This window comes from Pontibacter sp. Tf4 (assembly GCF_014212495.1).
In the GTDB taxonomy this organism is placed as follows: Bacteria; Bacteroidota; Bacteroidia; order Cytophagales; family Hymenobacteraceae; genus Pontibacter.
The window spans coordinates 347,427-369,971 of the sequence record NZ_JACKZC010000004.1 but is presented as its reverse complement, the minus strand read 5'-3'; the positions used below and the strand labels follow the sequence as shown (position 1 = coordinate 369,971).

Genomic DNA, 22,545 nt, shown 5'->3' with positions numbered 1-22,545 from the left:
ACTATAGTTTATACCTCCAGCACGTAATAAGGCAACGGTTTATCAAGCTTTTGCAGCAGTGGTTTGGCCACATTAAATACCTTTACACCTTTGGCTGTCTGTCCTTCCAGGGTACCTACGTGCGCATGCCCATGGAAAGCAGCGAGTACCTGCCGGCGCTCCAATGGTTCGGCTAAGCGCGAGGAGCCCAGGAACGGGTAAATAGCTTCTGGCTCTCCTTCTATAGTTGCCGAAATAGGCGCATAATGCAGCACCGCAATTTTCGGAATGTCCGGGTGCTCGGTTTCGAGGCGCGACAAGGCGCCATCCAGTTTCAGCGATTCGTCCACGGCTTCCTGCACAAACTGCTTCATCATCGGTTCGCCGAACATGGCCAGCATGGCGCGGTTAAAACCTCCACCAAAGCCTTTCACCCCGGCAAACCCCACGCCTTCCAGCACAATCATATCGCCATCCAGCATCGTTACGCCGGCTTCCGCTAAGGTTTTCCGGATCTCATTATGTTCATTCTGGTCGTAATCGTGGTTGCCGAGCACCGCTACCACCGGTATAGAGCAAGCCCGTAGTTCCTGGCTCAACACTTCGGCCTCCGAGGCACGGCCATGGTCGGTCAGGTCGCCGCAGATCAGCAGCACATCCGCGTCTGCCGATACATCCTTAAAAAAATCTGTCCATTTGCCTTTGTCCGTTTCCCGAACGTGTATATCGCCAACCGCAGCAATGCGGGTCTTCTTTCTCTTTTTATCCATCCGTTAAATGGTTTTTATAGTTACCACCTTGTACTCCCATTCCGTAATATCGGTTTTGTACTGGGTCTGGTCTATAATAGGGCCGCGGCACACTTTCTCTACCGACGCTGGCAGCTCGTATTGGTGCTGTGCCCGCTGAATCAGCTCATCAAACAACCACTTCGGAATAATGTCGCGGTCGGCGGGATAAACGAACTGGAAGTTGATGACCTGGCTCAGAAGCAATTGCCAGTGGTGGTCCATGCGGCGGAACAGGCGTTTCCAGTCCAGCTTTTTACCGTACCGCAGAAACAGATGGTTCACGTCGGCACCGTCGTAGCGTTCGCGGTTCTGCACGTATATTTTACACCAGATAAGCTCTTCCGGCGCCAGGAATTTTACCGGTACCCCAAACACTTTGCCTTTCACGGCATACTCATACCAGCTGTCGTCTACGGTGCAGATGTTGTTTACTGTATCAAAAATAATGTCGATGTAATAGCCGTTTTGGAACACTTTGGCCAGCCAGCGGGCATCCGTAATTTCGGTCTGGTAGCCCTGGTCGTTCAGGTATTTCAGGTGGTACTGGTACTCGCTGGGCTTGCAGAAAATATCCAGGTCTTTCATGTCGCGCTCTATGCCGGTGTACTCGTACATTGCGTAGCCGCCCCCAAGCAGGTAAGGCGTCGGACTATCCTTCAGGAGTGTCAGGGTTTTCTTATAAAATTCGTTGGCAATATCCTGGCCGTTTGTAGCTTCTTTGGGCGTAGCTACGCTCTTGCCGTTTACCACCGCTTTCTCTTCTTTTATCTTTTTCATATAAATTCGATGCTATAAAATCAGGTCTTGTTGCATTCATTTTGCTTTGCAAGCGACGGGAAGGATCAACAAGGGGTTAATTATTTACTCATTTCCGGGAGAATAGTTGTTGGGTAATTACAAGAAAGCATCTGATTACCAGCTAAAAGAAGTGCAAAATTATGGGTTGTCATGCAGGTTAATATCGTTGTTGTGCTCGCTGGTTTAGGGTTTATTTTAAAAGAGGTGTTTATGGGATTTGTGAGGAAGTTGGGATTCTGGTACAAGTTGAGGCTATAGTTTCTCTTGTCATGCCGAGCTATAGCCGAGGGATTTTATATATCCTATAGCCAGTATTGTCATTTTGAGTGCAGCGAGAAATCTATCTAAGCCTATAGTTCGAAAAGCTATAGTTCTATAGTTGGCTTTGCCTACTACTCGATACAAGCCGTTGTTCCATCGCTTCCTCCAATCCTGGGAGCTCTACTCACCTACAGTTTCAATTTAGCCTTGGTGCCCTCACGGCCGGGAGGCCTCGTCTTCGGGCATCGCGCGGTGCCAGCTTCCTGCGCTCCTGACGTCGCGCTGCCTATCGGCACCGGAACCTGCCAAGGCGCTCAACCCAAAGACTGAAATCAAATTCGATAGCGGCTGCTTTAACTATAGTAGCTGTACTTGCTCTTCGTTAAGGCAGATCGGTTACTTTCTCGTGGCTATAGATACGAAAGGCCAGGTAAACCTGACCTCCTCATGGTCTGTAACTATAGCACTATAGTTTTTGAAATGTCAGTATCGGAGTTCCCCTCCTTGGCTAAGGAGGGGCAGGGGTGGTTGGACAAACCGTAACAATAAAACTATAACTCAAACTATAACGAAAGCACAATCCTGAAAATCCTTTAATCCTGTAAATCCTGATTCAGGCTGGCAAAATAACCAGTTACCAGCCCGTCTTGTGTTTGCCGCCGAGCAGACCTCCCAGCAAACCGCCAAGGCCACCGGAGCGCATGCTGCCGTAACCGCGTCGGCCGTTCAGTCCGCCCAATATGGAGATGATCGAACCTAATCCGCCGCCGTACCCGCGGCCACCGTACATGCCGCCTCCCATCATACTACCGCCCAGCAGACCACCTAACAAGCCTCCGCCCATTCCGCCCATCATACCGCCACCGCGCCTGCGCATCATACCCGACAACACAATAGGTGCCAGCACGCCTAAAATTCCGGTAACCATAGCCGGGGAAATACCTGCATTCTTAAACATATCGTCGAAACCGCTTTTGTTCAGGAAAGAGGGTGAAGTAGGGTCTTCGCCTTGCTGCTTGGCTTGTTCAGCTTTGTTCACGAACTGGTCTAATATGCTATACTGCTGCTGGTCAATGCCGAGGTACTCCGATACTTCTTTAATGCGCTGCTGCTCGTCAGGGGTGTACTGGCCATCGGCTTTTGCGAAACTGATGATATCGGTTACAAACGAAAACCGAAGCTGGCTTGTCTTCAGCACGTCCAGGCATTTTTCGAGACTTATGATAGACGGGTTTTTGGCGACTGCTGCTACTTCCTGCTGTACATTGGCTGGTAGCTCGGCTGCTTCGGCCATCATCTGCAGGAACTGCAGTTCTTCGTCGGTAGTCTTTCCGTCGGCAGAGGCCATAATAGCCAAAGCACCAAAATAAGCGCCTTTTTCTTCCTGCGAGTAGTCTTTCAGTAAAGTGGTAGGTTCCTGTTCCATAGCTGTTGTATTGTGTGGTTAGGTAATAACGGCTGCTATAGTTGCGGGGTTAACCTAAACTATAGTTTTACTTGTGGTCCGAAATAAAAAAAACCGGCCGTAAACTATAGCCGGGTGTTTTATCTTCTGTAAACTATAGCCTGAGTTTATAAAGCAACTATAGTTATGGAATAGCAATCAGATCTATAAGCCCAGTTTCTTCAGAGCCAGCAAACATAAGGCAACTGAGCCCGAAACGTGGATGCTGCCACTCAGCACCATCTGCTCCACTTCTTTTACAGGTACGTGCAGCACTTCAATGTTTTCTGTTTCATCAAGGTTTTGCTCTGCCACTTTGTAGGCATTGCGGGCCAGGTAAAAGTAGATTTTGTTCGTGTCTTTGGTGGGGTTGTCTATTACCTCCAGCAACAGTTCCATGTTATCAGAGGTGTAGCCGGTTTCTTCCAGCAGCTCGCGGCGGGCAGCTTCTGCAGGGTTTTGCTCATGGTCGTCTATCACGCCGCCGGGTAACTCTATAAACACATTGCCAGCCGCATGCTTGTACTGCCGCACAAAAATCACCTGCCCGTCATCCGTAACCGGAAACGTCAGCACCACATCCGGGCGCACGCTTACATAATAGTCATCCAGCACCACGCCGTTCGGCAGTTCCACTTCATCACGACGCAGTCTGTACCACTTCTCGTCCACCACCATTTCCGATTTCAGGGTCTTCCAGGGCTGTATTTTATCTTTTGTCTGGTTCATGTAAAAAGGCATTAAAAAGCCACGCCTGCAAGTATAGCAAACGCGGCCCGTATTTTATGATTGCTGATGGTTAAATGGTTAAATGGTTAAATGGTTAAATGGTTAAATGGTTAAATGGTTAAATGGTTAAATGGTTAAATGGTTAAATTATTTTTTTTCTGAATTCCACAAATACATCCATCCACACGCAACCCCAACAATTTAACCATCAACAATTTAACAATTCAACAACCAACAATTAAACAGTTACAGGTTGTTTTAACAGCTGTCGGTAGAAATGGTTATAGTCCTGTGCCATCTGGTCGGAGGTGTAGCCGTGCGAGCGCTTTACTGAACGGCAGGCCATGATGTTGCGGCAGAATTCGTCCTCAATCAAGTTGTTGATGGTATCGCGTAAGTCGTCGGCGCTGTTCGGGTCCGCATACTTGGCGGCATTGCCCCATACTTCGGCCTGGCTTTCGGTTTTGCCCACCACCAGCGCACAACCCGACATGGCGGCCTCCAGAATAGTTAAGCCAAACGGCTCGTACTTGGCAGGCAAGGCGTAAATAGATGCCCTCGACAGCCAGTCTGACACTTCTTTGTTAGTGAGGTGGCCCAGGAAGTGGACATTTTCCAGCTCAATGGTTTTACCGGTGGCCGGGTGTCTTCCTTCGCCGGCAATGTAAACCGGCCACTGCAGGTCTGATGCAATGTGCGCCAGCATCGAGATGTTCTTGGCTTCGTCCCACACACGCCCCAGGCTGAAAACGAACGGCTCTTTACGCCCGAACTGGAAATGGTGCTGCCCGCGGCCGTTGTAGATCACCGAGCTTTGTTTAAATGGTCCGTATAGTTCCTCGGCCTGGTGCATCATGGCTTGTGTGGGTGCTATCACCACGTCTGCTGCCTGAAGCCCTTTGGTCACCAGCTCTCTGTAGGTATTCCATTCTTTTGGCGCATCTTCCTCTTTCACTGCTTTCCACCAGCTCAACACACAGGAATGCACTACTACCAGCACCGGTTTTCCCCAGTCCAGGCTGCCGTGTACCATGCTGTTCAGGTGGATCAGGTCGGGCTGCACTTCGTCGCGCAGTTGCAGGAGCCATTCGCCGGCTTTTGCTACATCCTGCCAGGGTTGGTCCATCCACTCCAGCTTAAAGTTGCTTTCGTACAGTGTCAGGTTGTCTATTGTTTCCGTTTCGCGGCGCTGCTCGTCGTTCAGTGGTTCTCCCATCACGGCCAGGGCTACCTGGGTGCCATATGGGGCAAGTGCTCTTGTTAATTCCAGTGCGTAAGTCCAGACGCCGCCAGCGGTATCGGCGGTCATCAGTATTTTTGAAGGATGATGTGTTTCCATGAGTATTACTGCTGCATAAAGTTAAAAAAGCGGTAACCTGAAACAGGTCCACAGAGTTGGAGCGCGGTTACCGGGTTAATGGTTAATAAATGTATTCCTTGCAAATAATCAGAAGCTATCCGGGTAAGCCGGTGCTTAACTATTCAGGGTTGTGTTGTTTAGTTTGATGGCCTGGTTTTTCCGGAAAGGCTGTTGCTGCCGAAGGTGCCGCATCCTGGTGGCCGGGTGGGCCGCTGGTTTCCGGTGCCTCCTCTTACGCGTATTGTGCTCATTCTGTTAGTGTCTGGCGTGGTTTTAATCAATTTTTAATTTTCGGATAACAATAGCTGCCTGTTTTTGGCTGTACCGGCTTGTAAATACTGTGGGCAAACTATAGCTTGCAGACAGCCAACCAGCACTACCCATGAACTTTGAACAAGACCTGCACCTGCAAACCGAAAACGTACTGCTTCGCCCGCTGCAACCTCAGGACCTGGAACAGCTGCAAATTATAGCTACGGACCCGGACATCTGGCGCTACATGACCTTACGCGTAGAATCGGAACAGGACCTGCAACACTGGGCCACTACAGCCTTTACCGACCGCACAAAACAGCAGCGCTATACCTTTGTGATTGTAGATAAAGCAACAGGCCGGTTGGCTGGCAGCACGGCATACGGCAACATATCTATAGTTGACAAGCGCCTCGAAATTGGCTGGACATGGCTGGGCAAAGCTTACAGAGGGGCCGGCCTGAACCGGCATTGCAAATTCCTGCTGCTGCGCTATGCTTTTGAAACCCTGCAGTTTGAGCGGGTAGAGTTGAAAACCGATGTACTGAACCTGCGCTCGCGCCAGGCCATGCGTAAAATAGGCGCCACCGAAGAAGGCATCCTGCGCAGCCACACCCTGATGCAGGATGGCCGTCGCCGCGATACCATCTACTACAGCATCCTACGCGCGGAGTGGCCGGCAATCCAGCAACGCATCTTTACTGATCTGGCTAACATAAACCTGTAGCGCAACCGTATAGTTGAAGTAAACCAGTTCAGCTATCGTTTGGATACTCCTGCCCCACTCCGCATTTTTCTTATCCGGCATGCCCGGCCACTGGTCAGCAAAAAAGGGCTGTTCAATTCGGCTGCTGCCCGCCAGTATATTTCGGATTACGATGCTGCCCAGGTTGAGGAGTTTGTACTCGCCCACGAAGCTATTCCCTATAAACAGATCACTAAAGTGCACTGCAGCACCCTTGTGCGCGCGCAGCTTACAGCCAAAGCTATTTTCGGGGAAGAGGTGCAGCTCATTATCGACGGAAACTTCCGGGAGTTTGAACGGAAAGTGTTTTCGCTGCCCTGGCTGCGGCTGCCTATTAAACTATGGCTGGTGGCTGCCCGCATACTGTGGTTTTTAGGGTTTAACAGCCGCGGTATCGAAACCTTTAAACAGGCCCGCGCCAGGGCACGCACTGCCGCCAGCCAGCTGGCCACCGAAGCCAAAAAGGAAACTATAGCTGTGCTGGTAGCCCACGGCCTGCTCAACTATTTTATACTGAGAGAATTGAAACGCATGGGGTGGCAGCAAACCATAAAAGAAGGCAGCGGCTTTGTAAGTGTAAACGTAGTGGAGCGGCAGTAACAGCCCATAAATTGGAAACAGCAACTATAGGTAGTCTTTCAGAAAGTCTATATCTTTCCGTTTTTATACCTATCCCCCGCACATGAAATTTACGTTTACCGCTTTCTTTACCATAGTGCTGCTATTATGTTCAACAGCTACCGGGTTTTCTCAGACGTCAGCTGACCAGGCACCCAAAATTTACGAATACGTAGAGCAGCTCCCCACATACAAAGGCGGCCTGGAAGCCATGATCAAGTATCTCTCCAACAGCATACCGTATGCCAATGCGCAGGTACAGGGCCGGGTAGTGGTAGGTTTTATTGTTGAAACGGACGGCAGCATTCAGGATGTAAAAGTGGCAAGAGGGCTGGACCCGAAGCTCGATTCTGCCTGCGTGCAGTCGGTAAGGAACATGAGCGGGCACTGGAACCCGGGCGTACAGGATGGCAAGCCGGTACGGGTACGTTTTGCACTTCCTATCAGCTTCACCGCAAACTCCTCCAGACCTGCTTCTGAAAAAGTAAAGGAAGAAATGCCCGAGTACAAAGGTGGTACCGAAGCGTTCGTGAAATTTATGAAGAAGAATGCCCGGTACCCTCGTGAGGCTAAAAAGCGGGGCGTGGTGTATGTGGCCTTTGTAATAAACGAGGATGGCTCGCTGAGTAACTATGAAGTAAAGAAAAGCATTGAACCTGCCCTGGATGCCGAAGCGCTGCGACTGGCCAAACTGACGGAAGGCAACTGGATTCCCGGTGAACAGAACGGGCAGAAAGTGAAGATCCGCTACACCATGCCGGTTATCTTTTAATATTCCGTAAAGCCCAATTCCCAAACTATAGCAGTCCTGCTTCCGCCACGGAGCAGGACTTTTTTATTGTGGTGGTTCCGGCGCTAACTATATCTTTGCATCTCTCCTAATTAAAATCCCACAGCGCCCCTCACGTAAATCGTTGCGCTCTCTGCGTTTAAAAACAAAACCGCTGAGTACGCAAAGTCGCACGCCAAGGGCACGAAGAGTTCATTTCACTCCAACTACAAAATCACTCCTATCAGCCTCAATTCAAGCATTTTAAAAACAAACTAAACTTTTAGTTGTTAAACTAAGTATTTAGTTATATGTTTATTCCAGCAACCGAACACCCTATGAAAGAACTCACCAAAGCGGAAGAAGAGATCATGCAGATTCTCTGGAAAATTGAGAAAGGATTTGTAAAAGATATCATCGAGCAGATGCCCGAGCCGCGCCCTGCCTACAACACAGTCTCCACGATCGTGCGCATCCTCGAAAAGAAAGGCTTTGTGGGCTATACCGCTTTTGGTAAGTCGCATGAGTACTACCCCCTGATAGCCGAAGACAACTATAAAAGCTTCTTCCTGAAGAACTTTATGAGCGGTTACTTTGGCGGCTCTTTTGAGAAGCTGGTTTCCTTTTTTGCCAGGGACAACAACCTGAACGTAAAAGAACTGGACCAACTGATGCGGCACGTAAAAAACGACCTGAACGACGAAACCGAACAGTAACATGGAAACGATCTACAACTATATCCTGCAGTCGGGGTTGTGCCTGCTGCTGCTCTACGGGTTTTACCTGCTGGTGCTGCGCAGCTTTCCGAGGGTTGGCTTTAACCGTTTGTTCCTGCTGCTGGCACCGGTGCTGGCAGGCGTGCTTCCGCTGCTGGAGCTGCCCTTGCCCGTAGCCCGCCAATACTTAGGTGCCACCGGCCTCCCCGATTTCAGGATGGCCGAAGTACTGATCACCACCACGGCACCCGGACAGGCTATCGCCGCTGATAATAGCATCAGCCTCGAACATATACTGGCTATAGTTTACGCTGCAGCGGCTTTGGTATTGCTGATAAGGCTGGGCGTGCAACTATACAAACTGCGCGGTATCATCCGGTCGGCCACGCCACTGCCAAACTATAGTTCCGAGGCCACTGTGCTGCAAACTCAAAGCAACTACCCTACTTTCGCTTTTCTCAACTATATTTTCCTACATCCGCAGGGGCACCTTAGCAGCCAGGAGCAACAACAGGTACTGGCACACGAGCTGGCACATGTGCGGCTGGGCCATAGTTACGATGTGCTTTATTATGAGCTGCTGACGGCTGTGCTTTGGTTTAACCCGCTGGTGTGGCTGCTGAAGGCCGAGCTCCGCGATGTGCACGAGTATCAGGCCGATGCCGCTGTAGTTTCGGTTTACCAGCCGGAGGCGTATTCGTCGTTGCTGGCCAAAGAAGCGCTTTACAAAACAGGCATGCCGGTTGGCAGCTACTTTTACAGACCACAGGTATTTAAGCGCCTGCACATGCTCCGGAAACATAACCAGAAAACAACCCTGCTTCGCCCTTTGCTGGCTATCCCGATGCTGCTACTGCTGCTGTTCTTTTTCTCTACCAAAGATGTTACCGCCGATATGGTACAGGCACTGGCCCAGCCGGTTACAAAAGCAACTATAGCACAACAGCCTATTACACCAGCACCCGCAACTATAGCCGCACCTGAAATAACAGCACCTGAAGAACCAACTATAACCACACAACCCGAGACAAAACCACTTTCTGCAGAACCAGAGCCGGAAAAGAAGCCCGAAGTAAAAGAGCCGGAAGCAGTGTCTCAGCCGGAAGCAGCCAATCAGCCTTTTATGTATGTAGAGCAGATGCCGGTATTTGAAGGCGGCGAGGTGGAGCTGCAGAAATATATAGCTAAAAACCTGCGCTACCCCGAAACCACCCGGGAAGCAGGTAAAACAGGACTTGTGGTGGCTACATTTATAGTTGAACCGGATGGGCAGCTTTCTGATATAGGTATTTTGAAAGGCCTGGATGAAGCGGCCGATACAGAAGTGAAACGAATATTGGAAACGATGAGCGGTAAATGGCTACCGGGCAGGCAGAATGGCAAAGCCGTGCAGGTGCGCTATACCTTGCCGGTAAGGTTCTCCCTCACAAAATAACCTTGTCCTTCATATCACCCATGCTAACCTGGAAAATTGCTGGGGCAGGATAGCTATTGCCCTGTAAATCCTTAACACAAACTATAAACATACTCAACCATGAAACATGTACACCTTACCAAAACCCTGCTGGCCACGCCGCTGGTAGCTTTTGCCCTGACAGTTATGTTACCGGCACCAACTATAGCCCAGACCAAACAGGAAAACAAAACATTTACCTATGTAGAGCAGATGCCGGTTTACAAAGGCGGCGAAAAGGAAATGATGAAATTCCTGGCTGCCAACATCAGCTATCCCGCCGAGGCCAAAGCCAAAGGGGTGGAGGGTTTAACAGTGGTTAGCTTTGTAATTGATGAAACCGGCCATGTAAAAGATGCCAAAGTACTGAAAGGCCTGGGCCACGGCACCGACCAGGAAGCCCTGCGTGTCGTAAACCTGACCAACGGCAACTGGACCCCCGGAAAGCAGAATGGCAAAGTAGTATCAGTGCAATACACACTGCCCATCCGGTTCACACTAAACGAGTCTGACAGGGCCGCTTCTGCCAGTGTTGCCAACCAGCCTCCTAAGTTTAAAGGCGGCAACGAAGCTTTGTACACCACCATGCTGGCACATCTGCAACTGCCCGAAGAAGCCAAAAAAGAAAATCTGAATGCCCGTGTTATAGTTAAGTTCAATGTAGAGAAAGACGGTACCGTATCGAACATCCGCCTGCAGGAAACAAAACTGAAAAAGACAGTTGGCGCCGGCGCCGATATGGACTACATGGATGCCTCCACGTTTCAGGTGCAGAACAAAGCCGTACTTGCCAGGCTCGCAGAAGCAGCTACTGCCGCCGTAAAAGCCACTTCTGGCAAATGGGAACCAGCTTTACAGAACGGCCAGCCAACCGGCTCGGAACTGGTGTTGCCAATACAGTTTTTAGGCGAGGCTGCTGGCAACAACAAACAACTGGCAAGCCCCGAAATGAGCAAGTACACCAAAGATTACTATAAGTTAGAAGAAGTGAGTGTACAGCCAACCTTTAAAGAGGGCGCTGTAGAAAAGTTTATGGCCAAAAACCTGCGTTACCCGGCCGGCCTTCACTTTGAAGGCACCGTTGAAATGGGAATAGTGATAAAGGCCGATGGCGCTATAGTTGGGCCGATGTTTTACAGAGGAGAATCTACCTTGCCAAAATCAAAAGAGGAGAATGCTGCCCTGCACAACGAACTGATACGCGTTGTAAAACTGATGGAAGGCAAATGGGAGCCAGCCAAAGTAGATGGCAAACCGGTAACCGTTACCAGAAAACTGACCATACAGTTCGTGCTGAACGACGGCACCAAAAAAGCAGCCGACACCTCAGGCACAAAAGCCGATGTAATCGTTACAAAAATAAAATAAAGCGTTTTCAGAATTACACAGAAGCTTTACCTGACAGCCCGCAGCTAACCTATAGTTGTGGGCTGTTTCTTTTCAAAAGCGGCAATAATTATGCACAAGCTATAGTTTGTTAGCAGCTATCGTTTTATTTTGCAGGCTATACGCAACAACCAAACACCGAACATGAAAACCCTGCGACCACTTTTAACCCTGTTATTTCTTGCCTGTACCTTCGCTCTCTTGTCCCCTGCCGATGCCGCAGCACAAGGCACTCCTTTGCCCGAAGACGAGCGGCCGTACCAGTATGTAGAGCAGATGCCCGAATTTAATGGTGGCAGCGAGGCATTTACCAACTTTCTGTATGATAGCCTGACATACCCGCCTGAAGCTATAGTTGCCAAACAAACCGGCGTTGCCCGGGTGCGTTTCATAGTGCGTCCTGACGGCACCATCCGGGATGCCCAGACGCTTACAAAAATGGGTTACGGCCTTGATGAGGAAGCGGTAAGATTAGTAAAACTGACCAGCGGCCACTGGAAACCGGGCAGCCAGAACGGCAAACTGGTACATGTAGCAATGGATGTAACTATAGATTTCAGCAGAAAAGCGCCGTTTGAAGTGCCAAAGCAGGATCCAAAGCAAAACAGGAAAGCAAAAAAGCAGAAAAACTAAGCTACTGCATTATAAACAACAAGGCCCGCAACTATAGCTTAGCTGCGGGCCTTGTTGTTTTCGGACTATTGCTCTTAAATATCCCAGTCGTTATTCAGGGTCGAGATGGCGTGGTAAGCGGTCAAATCAAACTGGCAGGGCACTACCGATACATAGTTGTTCACGATCGCCCACTCGTCGGTGTCTTCGCCTTTGTCGTGGTTCACAAAGTTGCCGGTCATCCAGAAATAGCGACGGTTGCGTGGGTCCAGGCGCTCGTCAAACTCTTCCTGCCAGCGGGCACGTGCCTGCCTGCATATCTTCACCCCTTTTATAGGTTCTTCGCTTTTCTTCGGGAAGTTCACGTTCAGGGCAATATCCTCCGGTAACGGGTACTTAAGGGCCTGACGGATGATCTGCTCCACAAACGGGGCTGTGTGCGAAAAATCGGCTTCGTGGCCATAATCGCAAAGCGAGAAACCAATGGCAGGCAAGCCTTCGATAGCCGCCTCTATAGCCGCCGACATAGTGCCCGAATATAACACACTGATGCTGGAGTTGGAACCATGGTTGATGCCACTTACCACTAAGTCTGGTTTGCGGTCTTTCAGCACATGGAACTTAGCCAGTTTTACACAGTCCGCCGGCGTGCCCGAGCACTCGTATGCTTCCACGTCCAGGTCGCCAAAAGCAATGGATCTGTCCAAGCGCAGGGTGTTGCCAATGGTAATGGCGTGCCCCATGCCGGATTGCGGTCCGTCTGGTGCTACCACCACCACATCCCCAATCTTCATGGCAACTTCTACAAGTGTGCGAATGCCCGGCGCTGTTATGCCATCATCGTTCGAAATAAGGATCAGTGGTTTAGCCATACTACTATTTTTAGTTGATGTATAATAAAATAAACGAATTTCTTTTTCGTGCTAATATACAACAACCCGATGTTGCGCATCAAGGTTTAAGAATATTAAATTACATGTATGATCCAGACACCTATGCTCAAGAATATATTTTATGCAATACTGCTGGGAGTGGGCATGGCCGCCTGCCTTTCGCAGAACGACAGAAGCGGAGAAGATGAAACGGCCACATCCAGCACCGAAGAAGTATTGACCGACACCCCAGAAGAGCCGGCCAGCCCGTCGGCAGAACAGCTGCAGATAGTACCGGGCCGGGTAAGCTTTGTATCGATAGGCGACAACATAGAACAGATGCGCCAGAACATACCGGCCGGTTTTACCATTGCCGATACCGTGCTGCAGCAGGAAGGCATGCAGTCCACAGCCTACCTGATAAAGCCTGAGCAGCTAACCAAAGGCTTTTGGGTGGAGCAGCAATGCAGCCCTACCTGCACCGTATGGCGCCTGAAAGTAACCTCAGACAGTTTTGTGACGCCAAAAGGAATACGCGTAGGTGCCAACTATAGCCAGGCGCAGGAAGCCCACCCGGTAAGCACCGTAACGCTGGCCGATGGCGGACTGGTGGCAGTGGCCAAAGAAGGCGGCCTTACCTTTGTGCTCGATACCGGGAACATACCTCAAAACCAGCTGCATCGGCTAACCCCTGAAACAGTTCCTGCAGATACCCGCGTAAAGGCTATTCTTGTATATTAGGAATTTGTTATATTTAGAGCGAATTTGTATTATTGCTCTATGGCTCTATTTCGTTACCGCTACAAGTACAAAGATTTTGGCCTGCTGCTTCTGCGTGTTGGCATTGGTTTCATGTTCATACTGCATGGCTGGCCCAAGCTTATGGGTGGCCCCGAAAAATGGGAGCAGGTAGGAAATAACATGCAGCTGTTCGGGATTGACTTTATGCCCGTGTTCTGGGGATTTATGGCTGCCTTTGCTGAAGTAGTGGGCGGCGCGCTGGTAATGCTCGGGTTCTTTTTCAGGATTGCGTGTATACTACTGACAATCACCATGTTGGTTGCGGCTTATCGGCATGCAGCTGCCGGCGAAGGTTTTGGGGGCTATTCGCACGCTTTTGAAGCCGGTATCCTTTTCTTCTCGCTTATCTTTATCGGCCCCGGCAAATACAGCCTGGACAAAGCCATTTTTCCGGGTAAACGGGACCGCCGTTTGTATTAACCTATAGTTCAGAATAAAAAACGCCTGCCACGCAACAGCTCTGCTTTGTATGGCAGGCGTTTTTGTTTGTACTGTTTCGGGTTATAGTACTTCCTGTGGAATTCTCACCTGAAAAAGCTTAAATTACCGCATCAATACTTGCTAACTACACATACCTATGCTCACCACACTTCTTTTAGCGGCCCTGCTCAGCACCGGCGCCCCTGATAAAAAACCAGACCTGAAGACGCCCTACGAAAAAGGCAACGGCAACGTAACCGCCACCTACGACCAGGCCATTGACTGGTACAAGACCTTTGATAAGGCATACGACGAAGTAAAGATGGTACCTTATGGCTACACCGACTCCGGTCGTTTGCTGCACCTGGTCATCGTTTCTACCGACAAGGATTTCGATCCGGCATCTATCAAACAGAAAAACAAGCGCGTACTGCTCATTCAGAACGGCATACACCCGGGCGAGCCCGAAGGCATTGACGCGACCATGATGCTGGCCCGCGACTACCTGCAGGACAAAAACAAGCGCAAGCAGCTGGACAACGTGGTGCTGGCCATTATCCCGGTTTATAACATTGGCGGAGCCCTAAACCGCAACAGTCACACTCGCACCAACCAGAACGGCCCGGAAGAATACGGTTTCAGAGGCAATGCCCGCAACCTTGACCTGAACCGTGACTACATTAAAACCGACTCGCGCAACGCCAAACTGTTCCACCTCATTTTCCGCGACTGGGACCCGGATGTGTTCATGGATAACCACACCTCCAACGGCGCCGACTACCAGCACGTGATGACGCTGATCGCTACGCAGCACAACAAACTGAACCCGACGCTGGCCGAGTACCTGAACAAGAAAATGGTGCCAACACTTTACACCCAGATGAAACAGGACAAGTTTCCGATGGTGCCATACATGAACCACGCAGGCGATACGCCCGATGAAGGAATTATAGGATTTATGGAGTCGCCGCGCTATGCGACCGGGTACACTGCCCTGTATAACACTATTGGTTTTGTGCCGGAAACCCACATGCTGAAGCCCTTTGACCAACGCGTGAAAGCTACCTACAAGCTAATGGAGAACATGATAGAGACGGTACACCGCGATGCGGATGAGATCGGGAAGTTACGCGCCAAAGCAAAGCAGGAAACCCTGCAGCAACAGCAATACCCGCTTAACTGGCAACTCGACACCACAAAAGTAGACCAGATCCCGTTCCTGGGTTATGCGGCCAAATATAAACCAAGCGATGTGAGCGGACAGGAAAGATTGTACTACGACCGCAAAGCACCTTACAGCAAGAACATCAAATACTACAACACATTTACCCCGACAACTATAGTTGAGAAACCGGTAGCCTACATTATTCCGTTTGCCTGGCACGAAGTAATTGACCGCCTTAAAACCAACAAGGTAGAAATGCAGCAGCTTACCCGCGACACAACTATAAACGTTGATACCTATTACATTACCGACTACAAAACCAGTCCGCGCGCGTACGAAGGCCATTACATACACTCGGATGTAAAAGTGGAGAGACGGACCATGCCGCGCCAGTTCCTGAAAGGTGATTATGTGGTTTACCTGAACCAGGAAGCCAACCGCTTTTTAGTAGAGACCCTGGAACCTCAAGGCGTGGATTCTTACTTCGCCTGGAACTTCTTCGATTCTATCCTGATGCAGAAGGAATATTTTTCGAGCTATGTGTTTGAAGACCTGGCTGCTGAATACCTGAAGAAGGACCCGGAACTGCGCAAAAAACTGGAAGAGCGCCGGAAAGCTGATCCGGAGTTTGCTAAAAATGCCCGCGCCCAACTGGATTTTGTGTACCGCAATACGCCGCATTACGAGTTTACGCATAACATGTACCCGGTAGGCCGCCTGATGGAAAACGTAAAACTTCCGCTGTAAACTATAGCGCTGTAACTATAAAAAAGCTGCCCCAAAGGCAGTTTTTTTGCTTTATAATATCCCCCTGAAACATAACCACTTATATTAAATCTCCTACCCAGTGGAGTTTCTAACAATACATTTCTGCTAAAAGAATAAAACTTTTTAGGAACCAAAAACTGGATTTACGGCGTTATCTACATAAATTGCATGTACATACATTAAATATACTTACATATAAATGACACTTATTAATCATTTGAACTGGCGTTATGCTACCAAACGCATGACCGGTGAACAAGTACCACAGGAGAAAATAGACTACATCCTGGAAGCAACCCGTTTGTCAGCTTCTTCTATGGGCTTACAGCCATACACTGTGCTTGTTGTAGAAGATAAGGACCTGCGCACTCAGATTCAGAAAGTAGCTTATAACCAGCCTCAGATCGTGGAGGCATCGCACCTGTTAATATTTGCTGCCTGGGATAAGGTAACCGAAGCTGATGTAGATGCTTATATGCAGAACATTGCCGAGGTACGCCAGATACCGGTGGAGTCGCTTGCAGATTTTAAGAGCAGCCTGATGAACTCTGTGGTGAACCGCACGCAGGAGCAGCAATATGAGTGGGCCGCCCGCCAGACGTACATTGCCCTTGGCACTGCTCTGGCTGCCGCAGCCGAGCAGGGTGTGGATGCTACCCCGATGGAAGGTTTTGCCCCTGATGCGCTGGACGAACTGCTGAACCTGAAAGAAAAGGGACTGCGCAGCGTGACACTTATGCCAATTGGTTACCGCAACACCGAAGCCGATTTCCTGGCAACTGCCAAAAAAGTACGCCGTGAGAAAGAGCAGCTTTTCGTGAAGCTGGCTTAAGCACCGGTTTCTGTACTTATAGTTTGGAAAGCCACCTGCAAGGGTGACTTTTTCTTTTAACCCGCAGCCGTAAGCAGTTTATAGTTTGATGCCCCGACAATAATAATATCCTTCTCTCACTTCCTCCGTTTAACGGCATAGTACAATATTTTGAAACCATGAGAAAGCACAACGGAGAACTGGAGATAGATGAGGACCTGAAAATGGAGCGTCGCACCTGGACTGTACAACGGGTAAGCTGGGTAATTCTGATTCTTATTGTGATCGCAGCCTTACTTGGCTTTACAGGTCGGGGCGGTGTAAAAGGTATCAACAAATTAACAAAAAGCACCGCCTCGCAAGCAATGGAAGTGGAATACGACCGCTTTTTACGGGATGAGGTGGAAGGAGAAATGAAGATCACGCTGCATAACCTGAAATCAGCGAACCCTACCCTCTTTTTCAGCAAGGAATTTTACGACAAGGTGCGGGTAGAAGAAATTGTGCCGGAGCCGGAGCATACCGAGATCAGTCCGGATGGCATTACCTACACCTTCCGGGCAACAAAACCGGAGTTTATTATTCTATTCTATACCAAGCCCCTGCACATTGGCCCGCTGCAGATAACGGCCAAAGGCCCCGATAACGAAGCAGTTACGATGTCACAGTTTGTGTACCCTTAATCAGACCTGAAGAACGATGGATACTATTATAAAAGGCGCTGTCATTTATGTATTTCTGCTGCTGATCTTCCGGCTCAGTGGAAAGAGGACGATGTACGATGTAACCGTATTTGATTTTGTGTTGTTACTGATTATTGCCGAAACCACTCAGCAGGCACTTCTGGGCGACGATTTCTCGCTCACCAACGGTTTGCTGCTCATCATAACGCTGATCATCCTCGACATTATCATATCGCTCCTGAAGCAGAAATTTAAACCGATTGAGAAAATGGTAGACGGGGGCCCGCTGATAATTATGGACAAAGGCCAGCTGCTCCGCGACCGCATGCGAAAAGAACGGATAGATGAAGTAGATATACTGGAATCGGCAAGAGACCTGCACGGGCTGCAACGCCTGGACCAGATCAAATATGCCATTCTGGAGAAGAACGGAAAGATCACGATCATTCCGGAGGAAAAAGCCAGCTAAACTATAGCTAACTATAGTTATAACTATAAAAGCCGCCTGTAACAGTGGCTTTTATAGTTTGTGCTAAAATTTATTTCAGCATAGAGGCTGTATTCGGGTTCGAGAGCAGTTCGCCGAATAATTGCCAACGCTTTGCCGGGTTATCGTCGGTGCCGCCATTGCGCTCAATATAGTTGCGCACCAGTTGCTGGCCCAGGTTATAGTTGATCACATAGCTGCGGTATTTATCCATAAAGCGGGCTCGCTGAAGGGCTTTATCCGGGGCATACAGGTTATACTTTACCAGCATTTCGGCAGCCTGTTCTCTCGTGATTTTTCCGTTCAGGTATAGCCTTGCGGCTTCGTTTCCGGCAAAATCCAGCTGGCCAATCATTTCCAGTATAGCATAATAGCGGTCGGCTTCGGCAGCGTTCAAACCAGCCAACGGAAACAGCACTTCTTTCTCAAATGTAATGCGGTCCTGCGCCGGAAAAGCCACATCGATGCCATAGTTGGCGCTGCCTTCGGCTATTAAACTTTGTGGTGAGAACAGCGGGTAGATCGAGTACTCCTTCCAGCCTTTTTTATCTACCAGATTCTGCTCCAGCAGCACATTAAATACATGGTGGCCTGGGTAACCTTCGTGTGCAGCCAGGTCTATGGCACGCTCAATGTATATCGGAAAATCTGTGTTGATCTGGATTAAACTATAGCCTTTGCCTTTGTAGTAATTATAACCCGACCAGGCTTTATCTGTCACGAATTCCAGTTTAAAGTTTTCGTGCTCCGGCAGTTTATAGTGCTGTTTGGTGCGGTTGCGGGCTTCGGCAATGGCGGCTTTAAAAACGGTATCCAGTTTTGCTTTCGGTATCTCAAATCCGGCGCGGTAGGCATCCCAGCGTGCGGCTATCGTTCCTCTGCCGGGCAATTGCTTATCTATGGCCGTAAGTATCGAATCGAAATGCGCGAGCTCGTAATGCGGCGATTCGGCATCGTACAACAGTTTAGCTTCCTCATCGAAACTATAGTTTTTGCCCTGCATCATCTCTACTTTGGTAATAGCCGCCAGTATCTGCTTTTTAAACATAGCCAGCCGGCGCATTTCATCGGCAGCCATGTTAGTAGTATCCTGTAGCTGTAGTTGCGCTTGTATGGCTTTAAATTCTGCTAAAAATTCATCAGCTGGCAACGAATCGGCAGGTTTCCCGGTTGGTTTCCATGCTTCCGGGCCGTAGTAGGCATCCACCACATCGCTGTCGTACTGGCCCAGTTTAAGCAAGGCTTTCACGTAACGTTCGGCCAGTTGGTCCATGGTGGCTACTTCTGCGGTCTCGGTTTTGGTAGTGGTGCAGGCCCAGCAGGCAGCAAAGAGAAGGCTAAACAGAAATGCTTTTTTCAGAGTTTGCATATAGGTTGGGTATGGTTGTTCAGGGTTTAAGTTATAGTTGTTTGAGCATTATGAAAAACAAATGCCGGTAAGATATACTTAACCGGCATTTATATCTATAAGCGCAGGAGTTTGATCGGCATAAAAAGGACCTTACAAAACTATAGCTGGTTGATTTAAATTTCGATCTCGCCGGTCAAGTAGGTTACTGCTTTGCCTGTGATCTTCACGCGGTCGCCAAGGTACGAGCAGGTTAAATTGCCTTGCCTTTTGGATAATTGTCTGGCTGTCATTACCTGTTTGTTCAGGCGCTTGCTCCAGTAAGGTGTAAGTGTGGTGTGGGCCGAACCCGTTACCGGATCTTCCACAATCCCTACCTGCGGGCAGAAAAACCGCGACACAAAATCAACTTCCTTTCCCGGCGCCGAAACAATAACACCACGTGCCGCTACCGAATTTACCAGGTTGGTATCCGGGTTAAAACCAGCTACATCTTCTTCCGAACTATATATCAGCAGGTAATCGGTTTTGCCTTTGTAAGTTTCCTGTGGTGCTTTTCCAAAAGCTTCTACTAATGCTTCCGGCGTTTCAGCTGCTTCATACACATCCGTCGGGAAATCAAGCGTTAACTGGTCTCCATTCCGTTGTACTCGCAGCAAACCACTGCGCCGGGAGTTCAGGTTTATAGTTTGAGAGGGGTGGCTATAGTAGTTGAATAGCACATAAGCTGCTGCCAGCGTGGCGTGCCCGCATAGGTCTACTTCTACGGTTGGCGTAAACCAGCGGATCTCATAGTCATCGCCAGTTTTCACTACAAAAGCAGTTTCAGCCAGGTTATTTTCTGCGCTTATGTGCTGCATGGTTGCATCATCGAGCCACGCATCCAGCACGCACACTGCCGCCGGGTTGCCGCCAAATACTTTATCCGTAAAAGCGTCTATCTGGTATAGTTTTATTTTTGCCAAAGCTTTTTAATGAGTAATGAATAGTGAGTAATGATTAATTATTCCGGGTTTGGAGGTCAGACTCCTTAAAAAAACTGCTAACTGAACTATAGTTCCTGCTAATACTTTGCCGGCTGACCAGCTTTTGGCAGCGATTTTTTGATAAACTCGCGCAGGTCGTCGTTGCTTTTTACCAGATCTTCTTTGCGCAGATACATCATGTGCCCGCTGCGGTATCCTTTCCAGTCTAGGCGGTTTTTCAGTTTGCCGCTTGGGTCTAACTGCCACATGCTGTACTTGGAGTTGAAGTAATCGGTGGCACCATCGTAATAGCCGGCCTGAAACAGTACATGCAGGTATGGGTTTTGCGCCATTGCCTGCCGCAGGTTTTCGCCGGTGCGATCGTTGCTGCGGTTCCAGGGGTGCACCGGGCCGAACATGTTATACTTCACGTCGGTTTTATACTTCAGTTCGTTGCGCAGATACATGTTGATGGCCGGCGTAAAGGCGTGCAGCCAGGCAGTTAGTTCGGCATTAAAGTCTGGCCGGTCGCCAGCATCCTGTCGGTCTATGCCTTTGTAGCGTGAGTCGAGACGGCCAACCGTGTAGCCTTCATTACGGAGCAGTTCTTTCCAGAAAAAGTTGGTAGGTACATCTAGGTTATAGTTTAGTATGCTTTGCTCGGAGATGCCGGCATAACGGGCCATTTTCGCTACTATTTCTTTTTTGCGTGCTTCTTCTATAAAGCCACCCTGCACAATAGCCGGAATCAGTTGGTCGGTAGTAAAAGCCTCTACTTCCGGCAACAGAACTTCCAGGTCTTTTTGCTGCAGATCCTGTGGCAGTTTTTTATGATACCAGGCAGTTGCCGCAAAATACGGCAGGCGAAGAGCCGCATCAACCGGGCCGCTACGCTCAATGCCTAAATCCGTAGGCGATACCAGTATCACGCCGTTCAGGTACATCCAGTGCGAGTTTTGCAGTTCCAGCGCCAGACCCGAAACGCGGGTGGTTCCGTAGCTCTCCCCTATCAGGTATTTTGGTGATGCCCAGCGACCTTTGCGCGTTACAAACGTGTTGATCCACTCGGCCAGGTATTTTATATCAGCATTCACTCCAAAGAACTTCTCCTTTAGTTTATCTTTATCCACGCCTTCGGCCATGCGCGAGTAGCCTGTGTTCACCGGGTTTACATACACTATATCGGCCACATCCAGTATCGATTCCGGATTTTCGCGGTAACCGTATGGCTGCACCGGGTAGCCTTCGTCATCAATATTTAACAAACGCGGGCCGGTATAGGCAATGTGCATCCAAACCGAAGCAGACCCTGGACCTCCGTTAAACGAGATGACCAGCGGACGCGAAGCACGGTCTTTTACATCAGAGCGCTCATAATAGGTATAAAACAGGCCAGCGATGGTTTTGCCGTTCTCGTCCCAAACAGGCTGCATGCCGGTAGTAGCGTTGTACGGAATGCTTTTGCCTTTAACAGTTACCTGTTGCTTGGTAGTAACCGCCGAATCAGGGTTAAGGGGACGCTGGGCTATAGCCGGGTGAATAGCCACTGTCAGCAGCACAAGGAGTAAAAATTTTCTCATGTTAAGTTTTGTAGTACAGATGCAAAAACAACCCGCCACAGGCAGGTTAAGCAAACAATATAGCAAAAACCGGATAGATTTTAGTGTTGTGGAAAAGCAGACAGGTAAAACTTATAGTTTGTGGTAAACTATACAGCCAATCAGGTCCGGGTGGTCTTGTACAAGGTCTTCTTTTTTAGTTTTCCGAAGCATCCAGAGAATAAGTGCATCGCCTCCGGCAGCAAATGTAAACAGTAACCCAAAGGCAAACAGGTAGATGTTGCCTGTTGCAAGCCCGGCTATAGTTGGCAACACACCCATTACCAGCCCCGGCATCATGCCACCCAACACGTAGGGCCTGAGCGGCAGCACTTCTTTGCAGTGGCAGTAAGGAGTCAGCAGCTGCCAGTGAACACCGTATTTAATTGATTTCAGCCCGTTTTTGCAGAATAAGGCCCAGGTAAGGCCATGCAACAACTCGTGCACAATGGCGCCGGGTATAAAAAGCAGCAGTGGGTAAAGAAACACGTTCTCCCTGTTTTCCCGGAAAAAACTTTGCAGGGTGTGCAGTTCAAACTGTTCGGGCCACAGCCAGATGTAAGCCGGCACAAACAGGAACAGTACCGGAACTATAAAAACGATCGCCAGCGCGTTGGCCCGGGCAGCACTCACGGTCAGTTCTTCCTTGCTATAGTTTACTGTATCCAGCGGTATATTTTCCATTGTCTTTGCAAAGTAACTAATCGGGCAAAC

Annotated in this window: 23 protein-coding genes; 13 read left to right on the top strand and 10 right to left on the bottom strand. The window is 49.4% G+C overall.

From position 1 onward, the window contains the following. Nucleotides 1–8: 8 nt before the first annotated feature. From H7F15_RS08990 to H7F15_RS08970, 5 genes are all read right to left on the bottom strand, one after another. The gene (locus H7F15_RS08990; RefSeq protein ID WP_185196633.1) at nt 9–749 is read right to left on the bottom strand and encodes a metallophosphoesterase; all 741 of its coding nucleotides are present in this window, start codon (nt 747–749) and stop codon (nt 9–11) included. Between the two features lie 3 nt (nt 750–752). Next, a complete protein-coding gene (locus H7F15_RS08985; RefSeq protein WP_185196632.1) occupies nt 753–1,547 on the bottom strand; it encodes a nucleotidyltransferase in 795 nt (264 codons plus the stop codon). Between the two features lie 916 nt (nt 1,548–2,463). Further along, a complete protein-coding gene (locus tag H7F15_RS08980) occupies nt 2,464–3,255 on the bottom strand; it encodes a TerB family tellurite resistance protein (RefSeq protein WP_185196631.1) in 792 nt (263 codons plus the stop codon). Between the two features lie 183 nt (nt 3,256–3,438). Further along, on the bottom strand, nt 3,439–4,002 hold the full coding sequence (locus tag H7F15_RS08975) for an NUDIX hydrolase (protein ID WP_185196630.1): 564 nt from the start codon (nt 4,000–4,002) through the stop codon (nt 3,439–3,441). A 238-nt stretch (nt 4,003–4,240) separates the two neighbouring features. Then, nucleotides 4,241–5,341, bottom strand: a complete 1,101-nt coding sequence (locus H7F15_RS08970; protein WP_255481155.1) for a glycosyltransferase — start codon at nt 5,339–5,341, stop codon at nt 4,241–4,243. Between the two features lie 403 nt (nt 5,342–5,744). Between H7F15_RS08970 and H7F15_RS08965 the strand changes: the two genes are divergently transcribed. The 7 genes from H7F15_RS08965 (at nt 5,745) to H7F15_RS08935 (ending at nt 11,934) form a co-directional block, all read left to right on the top strand. Continuing rightward, nucleotides 5,745–6,341 carry a GNAT family N-acetyltransferase gene (locus tag H7F15_RS08965; RefSeq protein WP_185196629.1) on the top strand — a complete coding sequence of 199 codons (597 nt, stop codon included), beginning with the start codon at nt 5,745–5,747 and terminating at the stop codon, nt 6,339–6,341. Nucleotides 6,342–6,380: 39 nt separating this feature from the next. Then, nucleotides 6,381–6,959 (top strand): histidine phosphatase family protein, encoded by a 579-nt coding sequence (locus H7F15_RS08960; protein WP_185196628.1) that lies wholly within the window; start codon nt 6,381–6,383, stop codon nt 6,957–6,959. Between the two features lie 82 nt (nt 6,960–7,041). Continuing rightward, on the top strand, nt 7,042–7,749 hold the full coding sequence (locus tag H7F15_RS08955) for an energy transducer TonB (protein WP_185196627.1): 708 nt from the start codon (nt 7,042–7,044) through the stop codon (nt 7,747–7,749). A gap of 335 nt (nt 7,750–8,084) precedes the next feature. After that, nucleotides 8,085–8,462 carry a BlaI/MecI/CopY family transcriptional regulator gene (locus H7F15_RS08950; RefSeq protein WP_185196626.1) on the top strand — a complete coding sequence of 126 codons (378 nt, stop codon included), beginning with the start codon at nt 8,085–8,087 and terminating at the stop codon, nt 8,460–8,462. Between the two features lies 1 nt (nt 8,463). Beyond that, entirely contained in the window at nt 8,464–9,897 is a 1,434-nt protein-coding gene (locus H7F15_RS08945; RefSeq protein ID WP_185196625.1) for a M56 family metallopeptidase, read from the top strand. Nucleotides 9,898–9,996: 99 nt separating this feature from the next. After that, the gene (locus H7F15_RS08940; protein WP_185196624.1) at nt 9,997–11,283 is read left to right on the top strand and encodes a TonB family protein; all 1,287 of its coding nucleotides are present in this window, start codon (nt 9,997–9,999) and stop codon (nt 11,281–11,283) included. 162 nt (nt 11,284–11,445) lie between these two features. Continuing rightward, a complete protein-coding gene (locus H7F15_RS08935; protein WP_185196623.1) occupies nt 11,446–11,934 on the top strand; it encodes an energy transducer TonB in 489 nt (162 codons plus the stop codon). A 74-nt stretch (nt 11,935–12,008) separates the two neighbouring features. On the opposite strand, the gene surE is transcribed toward H7F15_RS08935, so the two are convergent. After that, nucleotides 12,009–12,785 (bottom strand): 5'/3'-nucleotidase SurE, encoded by a 777-nt coding sequence (surE, locus tag H7F15_RS08930; RefSeq protein ID WP_185196622.1) that lies wholly within the window; start codon nt 12,783–12,785, stop codon nt 12,009–12,011. A 123-nt stretch (nt 12,786–12,908) separates the two neighbouring features. On the opposite strand from surE, the gene H7F15_RS08925 reads away from it, so the two are divergent. The 6 genes from H7F15_RS08925 to H7F15_RS08900 all read left to right on the top strand — a co-directional run bounded on the left by H7F15_RS08925 (nt 12,909) and on the right by H7F15_RS08900 (nt 17,902). Beyond that, entirely contained in the window at nt 12,909–13,526 is a 618-nt protein-coding gene (locus H7F15_RS08925) for a mechanosensitive ion channel protein MscS (protein WP_185196621.1), read from the top strand. Nucleotides 13,527–13,565: 39 nt separating this feature from the next. Further along, nucleotides 13,566–14,006 carry a DoxX family protein gene (locus H7F15_RS08920; protein WP_185196620.1) on the top strand — a complete coding sequence of 147 codons (441 nt, stop codon included), beginning with the start codon at nt 13,566–13,568 and terminating at the stop codon, nt 14,004–14,006. Nucleotides 14,007–14,163: 157 nt separating this feature from the next. Then, the gene (locus H7F15_RS08915) at nt 14,164–15,918 is read left to right on the top strand and encodes a M14 family metallopeptidase (protein WP_185196619.1); all 1,755 of its coding nucleotides are present in this window, start codon (nt 14,164–14,166) and stop codon (nt 15,916–15,918) included. 220 nt (nt 15,919–16,138) lie between these two features. Continuing rightward, on the top strand, nt 16,139–16,771 hold the full coding sequence (locus H7F15_RS08910) for a nitroreductase family protein (RefSeq protein ID WP_185196618.1): 633 nt from the start codon (nt 16,139–16,141) through the stop codon (nt 16,769–16,771). Nucleotides 16,772–16,929: 158 nt separating this feature from the next. Further along, on the top strand, nt 16,930–17,433 hold the full coding sequence (locus H7F15_RS08905; protein WP_185196617.1) for a hypothetical protein: 504 nt from the start codon (nt 16,930–16,932) through the stop codon (nt 17,431–17,433). 16 nt (nt 17,434–17,449) lie between these two features. Then, nucleotides 17,450–17,902 (top strand): DUF421 domain-containing protein, encoded by a 453-nt coding sequence (locus H7F15_RS08900; RefSeq protein ID WP_185196616.1) that lies wholly within the window; start codon nt 17,450–17,452, stop codon nt 17,900–17,902. 70 nt (nt 17,903–17,972) lie between these two features. Here H7F15_RS08900 and H7F15_RS08895 read toward each other — a convergent pair whose 3' ends face one another. The 4 genes from H7F15_RS08895 to H7F15_RS08880 form a co-directional block, all read right to left on the bottom strand. Beyond that, nucleotides 17,973–19,289 carry a hypothetical protein gene (locus tag H7F15_RS08895; protein WP_255481154.1) on the bottom strand — a complete coding sequence of 439 codons (1,317 nt, stop codon included), beginning with the start codon at nt 19,287–19,289 and terminating at the stop codon, nt 17,973–17,975. Nucleotides 19,290–19,444: 155 nt separating this feature from the next. After that, nucleotides 19,445–20,233 carry a PhzF family phenazine biosynthesis protein gene (locus H7F15_RS08890; RefSeq protein ID WP_185196615.1) on the bottom strand — a complete coding sequence of 263 codons (789 nt, stop codon included), beginning with the start codon at nt 20,231–20,233 and terminating at the stop codon, nt 19,445–19,447. Nucleotides 20,234–20,331: 98 nt separating this feature from the next. Beyond that, a complete protein-coding gene (locus H7F15_RS08885; RefSeq protein ID WP_185196614.1) occupies nt 20,332–21,813 on the bottom strand; it encodes a S10 family peptidase in 1,482 nt (493 codons plus the stop codon). 111 nt (nt 21,814–21,924) lie between these two features. Beyond that, entirely contained in the window at nt 21,925–22,515 is a 591-nt protein-coding gene (locus H7F15_RS08880; protein WP_185196613.1) for a DUF3267 domain-containing protein, read from the bottom strand. Nucleotides 22,516–22,545: the final 30 nt, after the last annotated feature.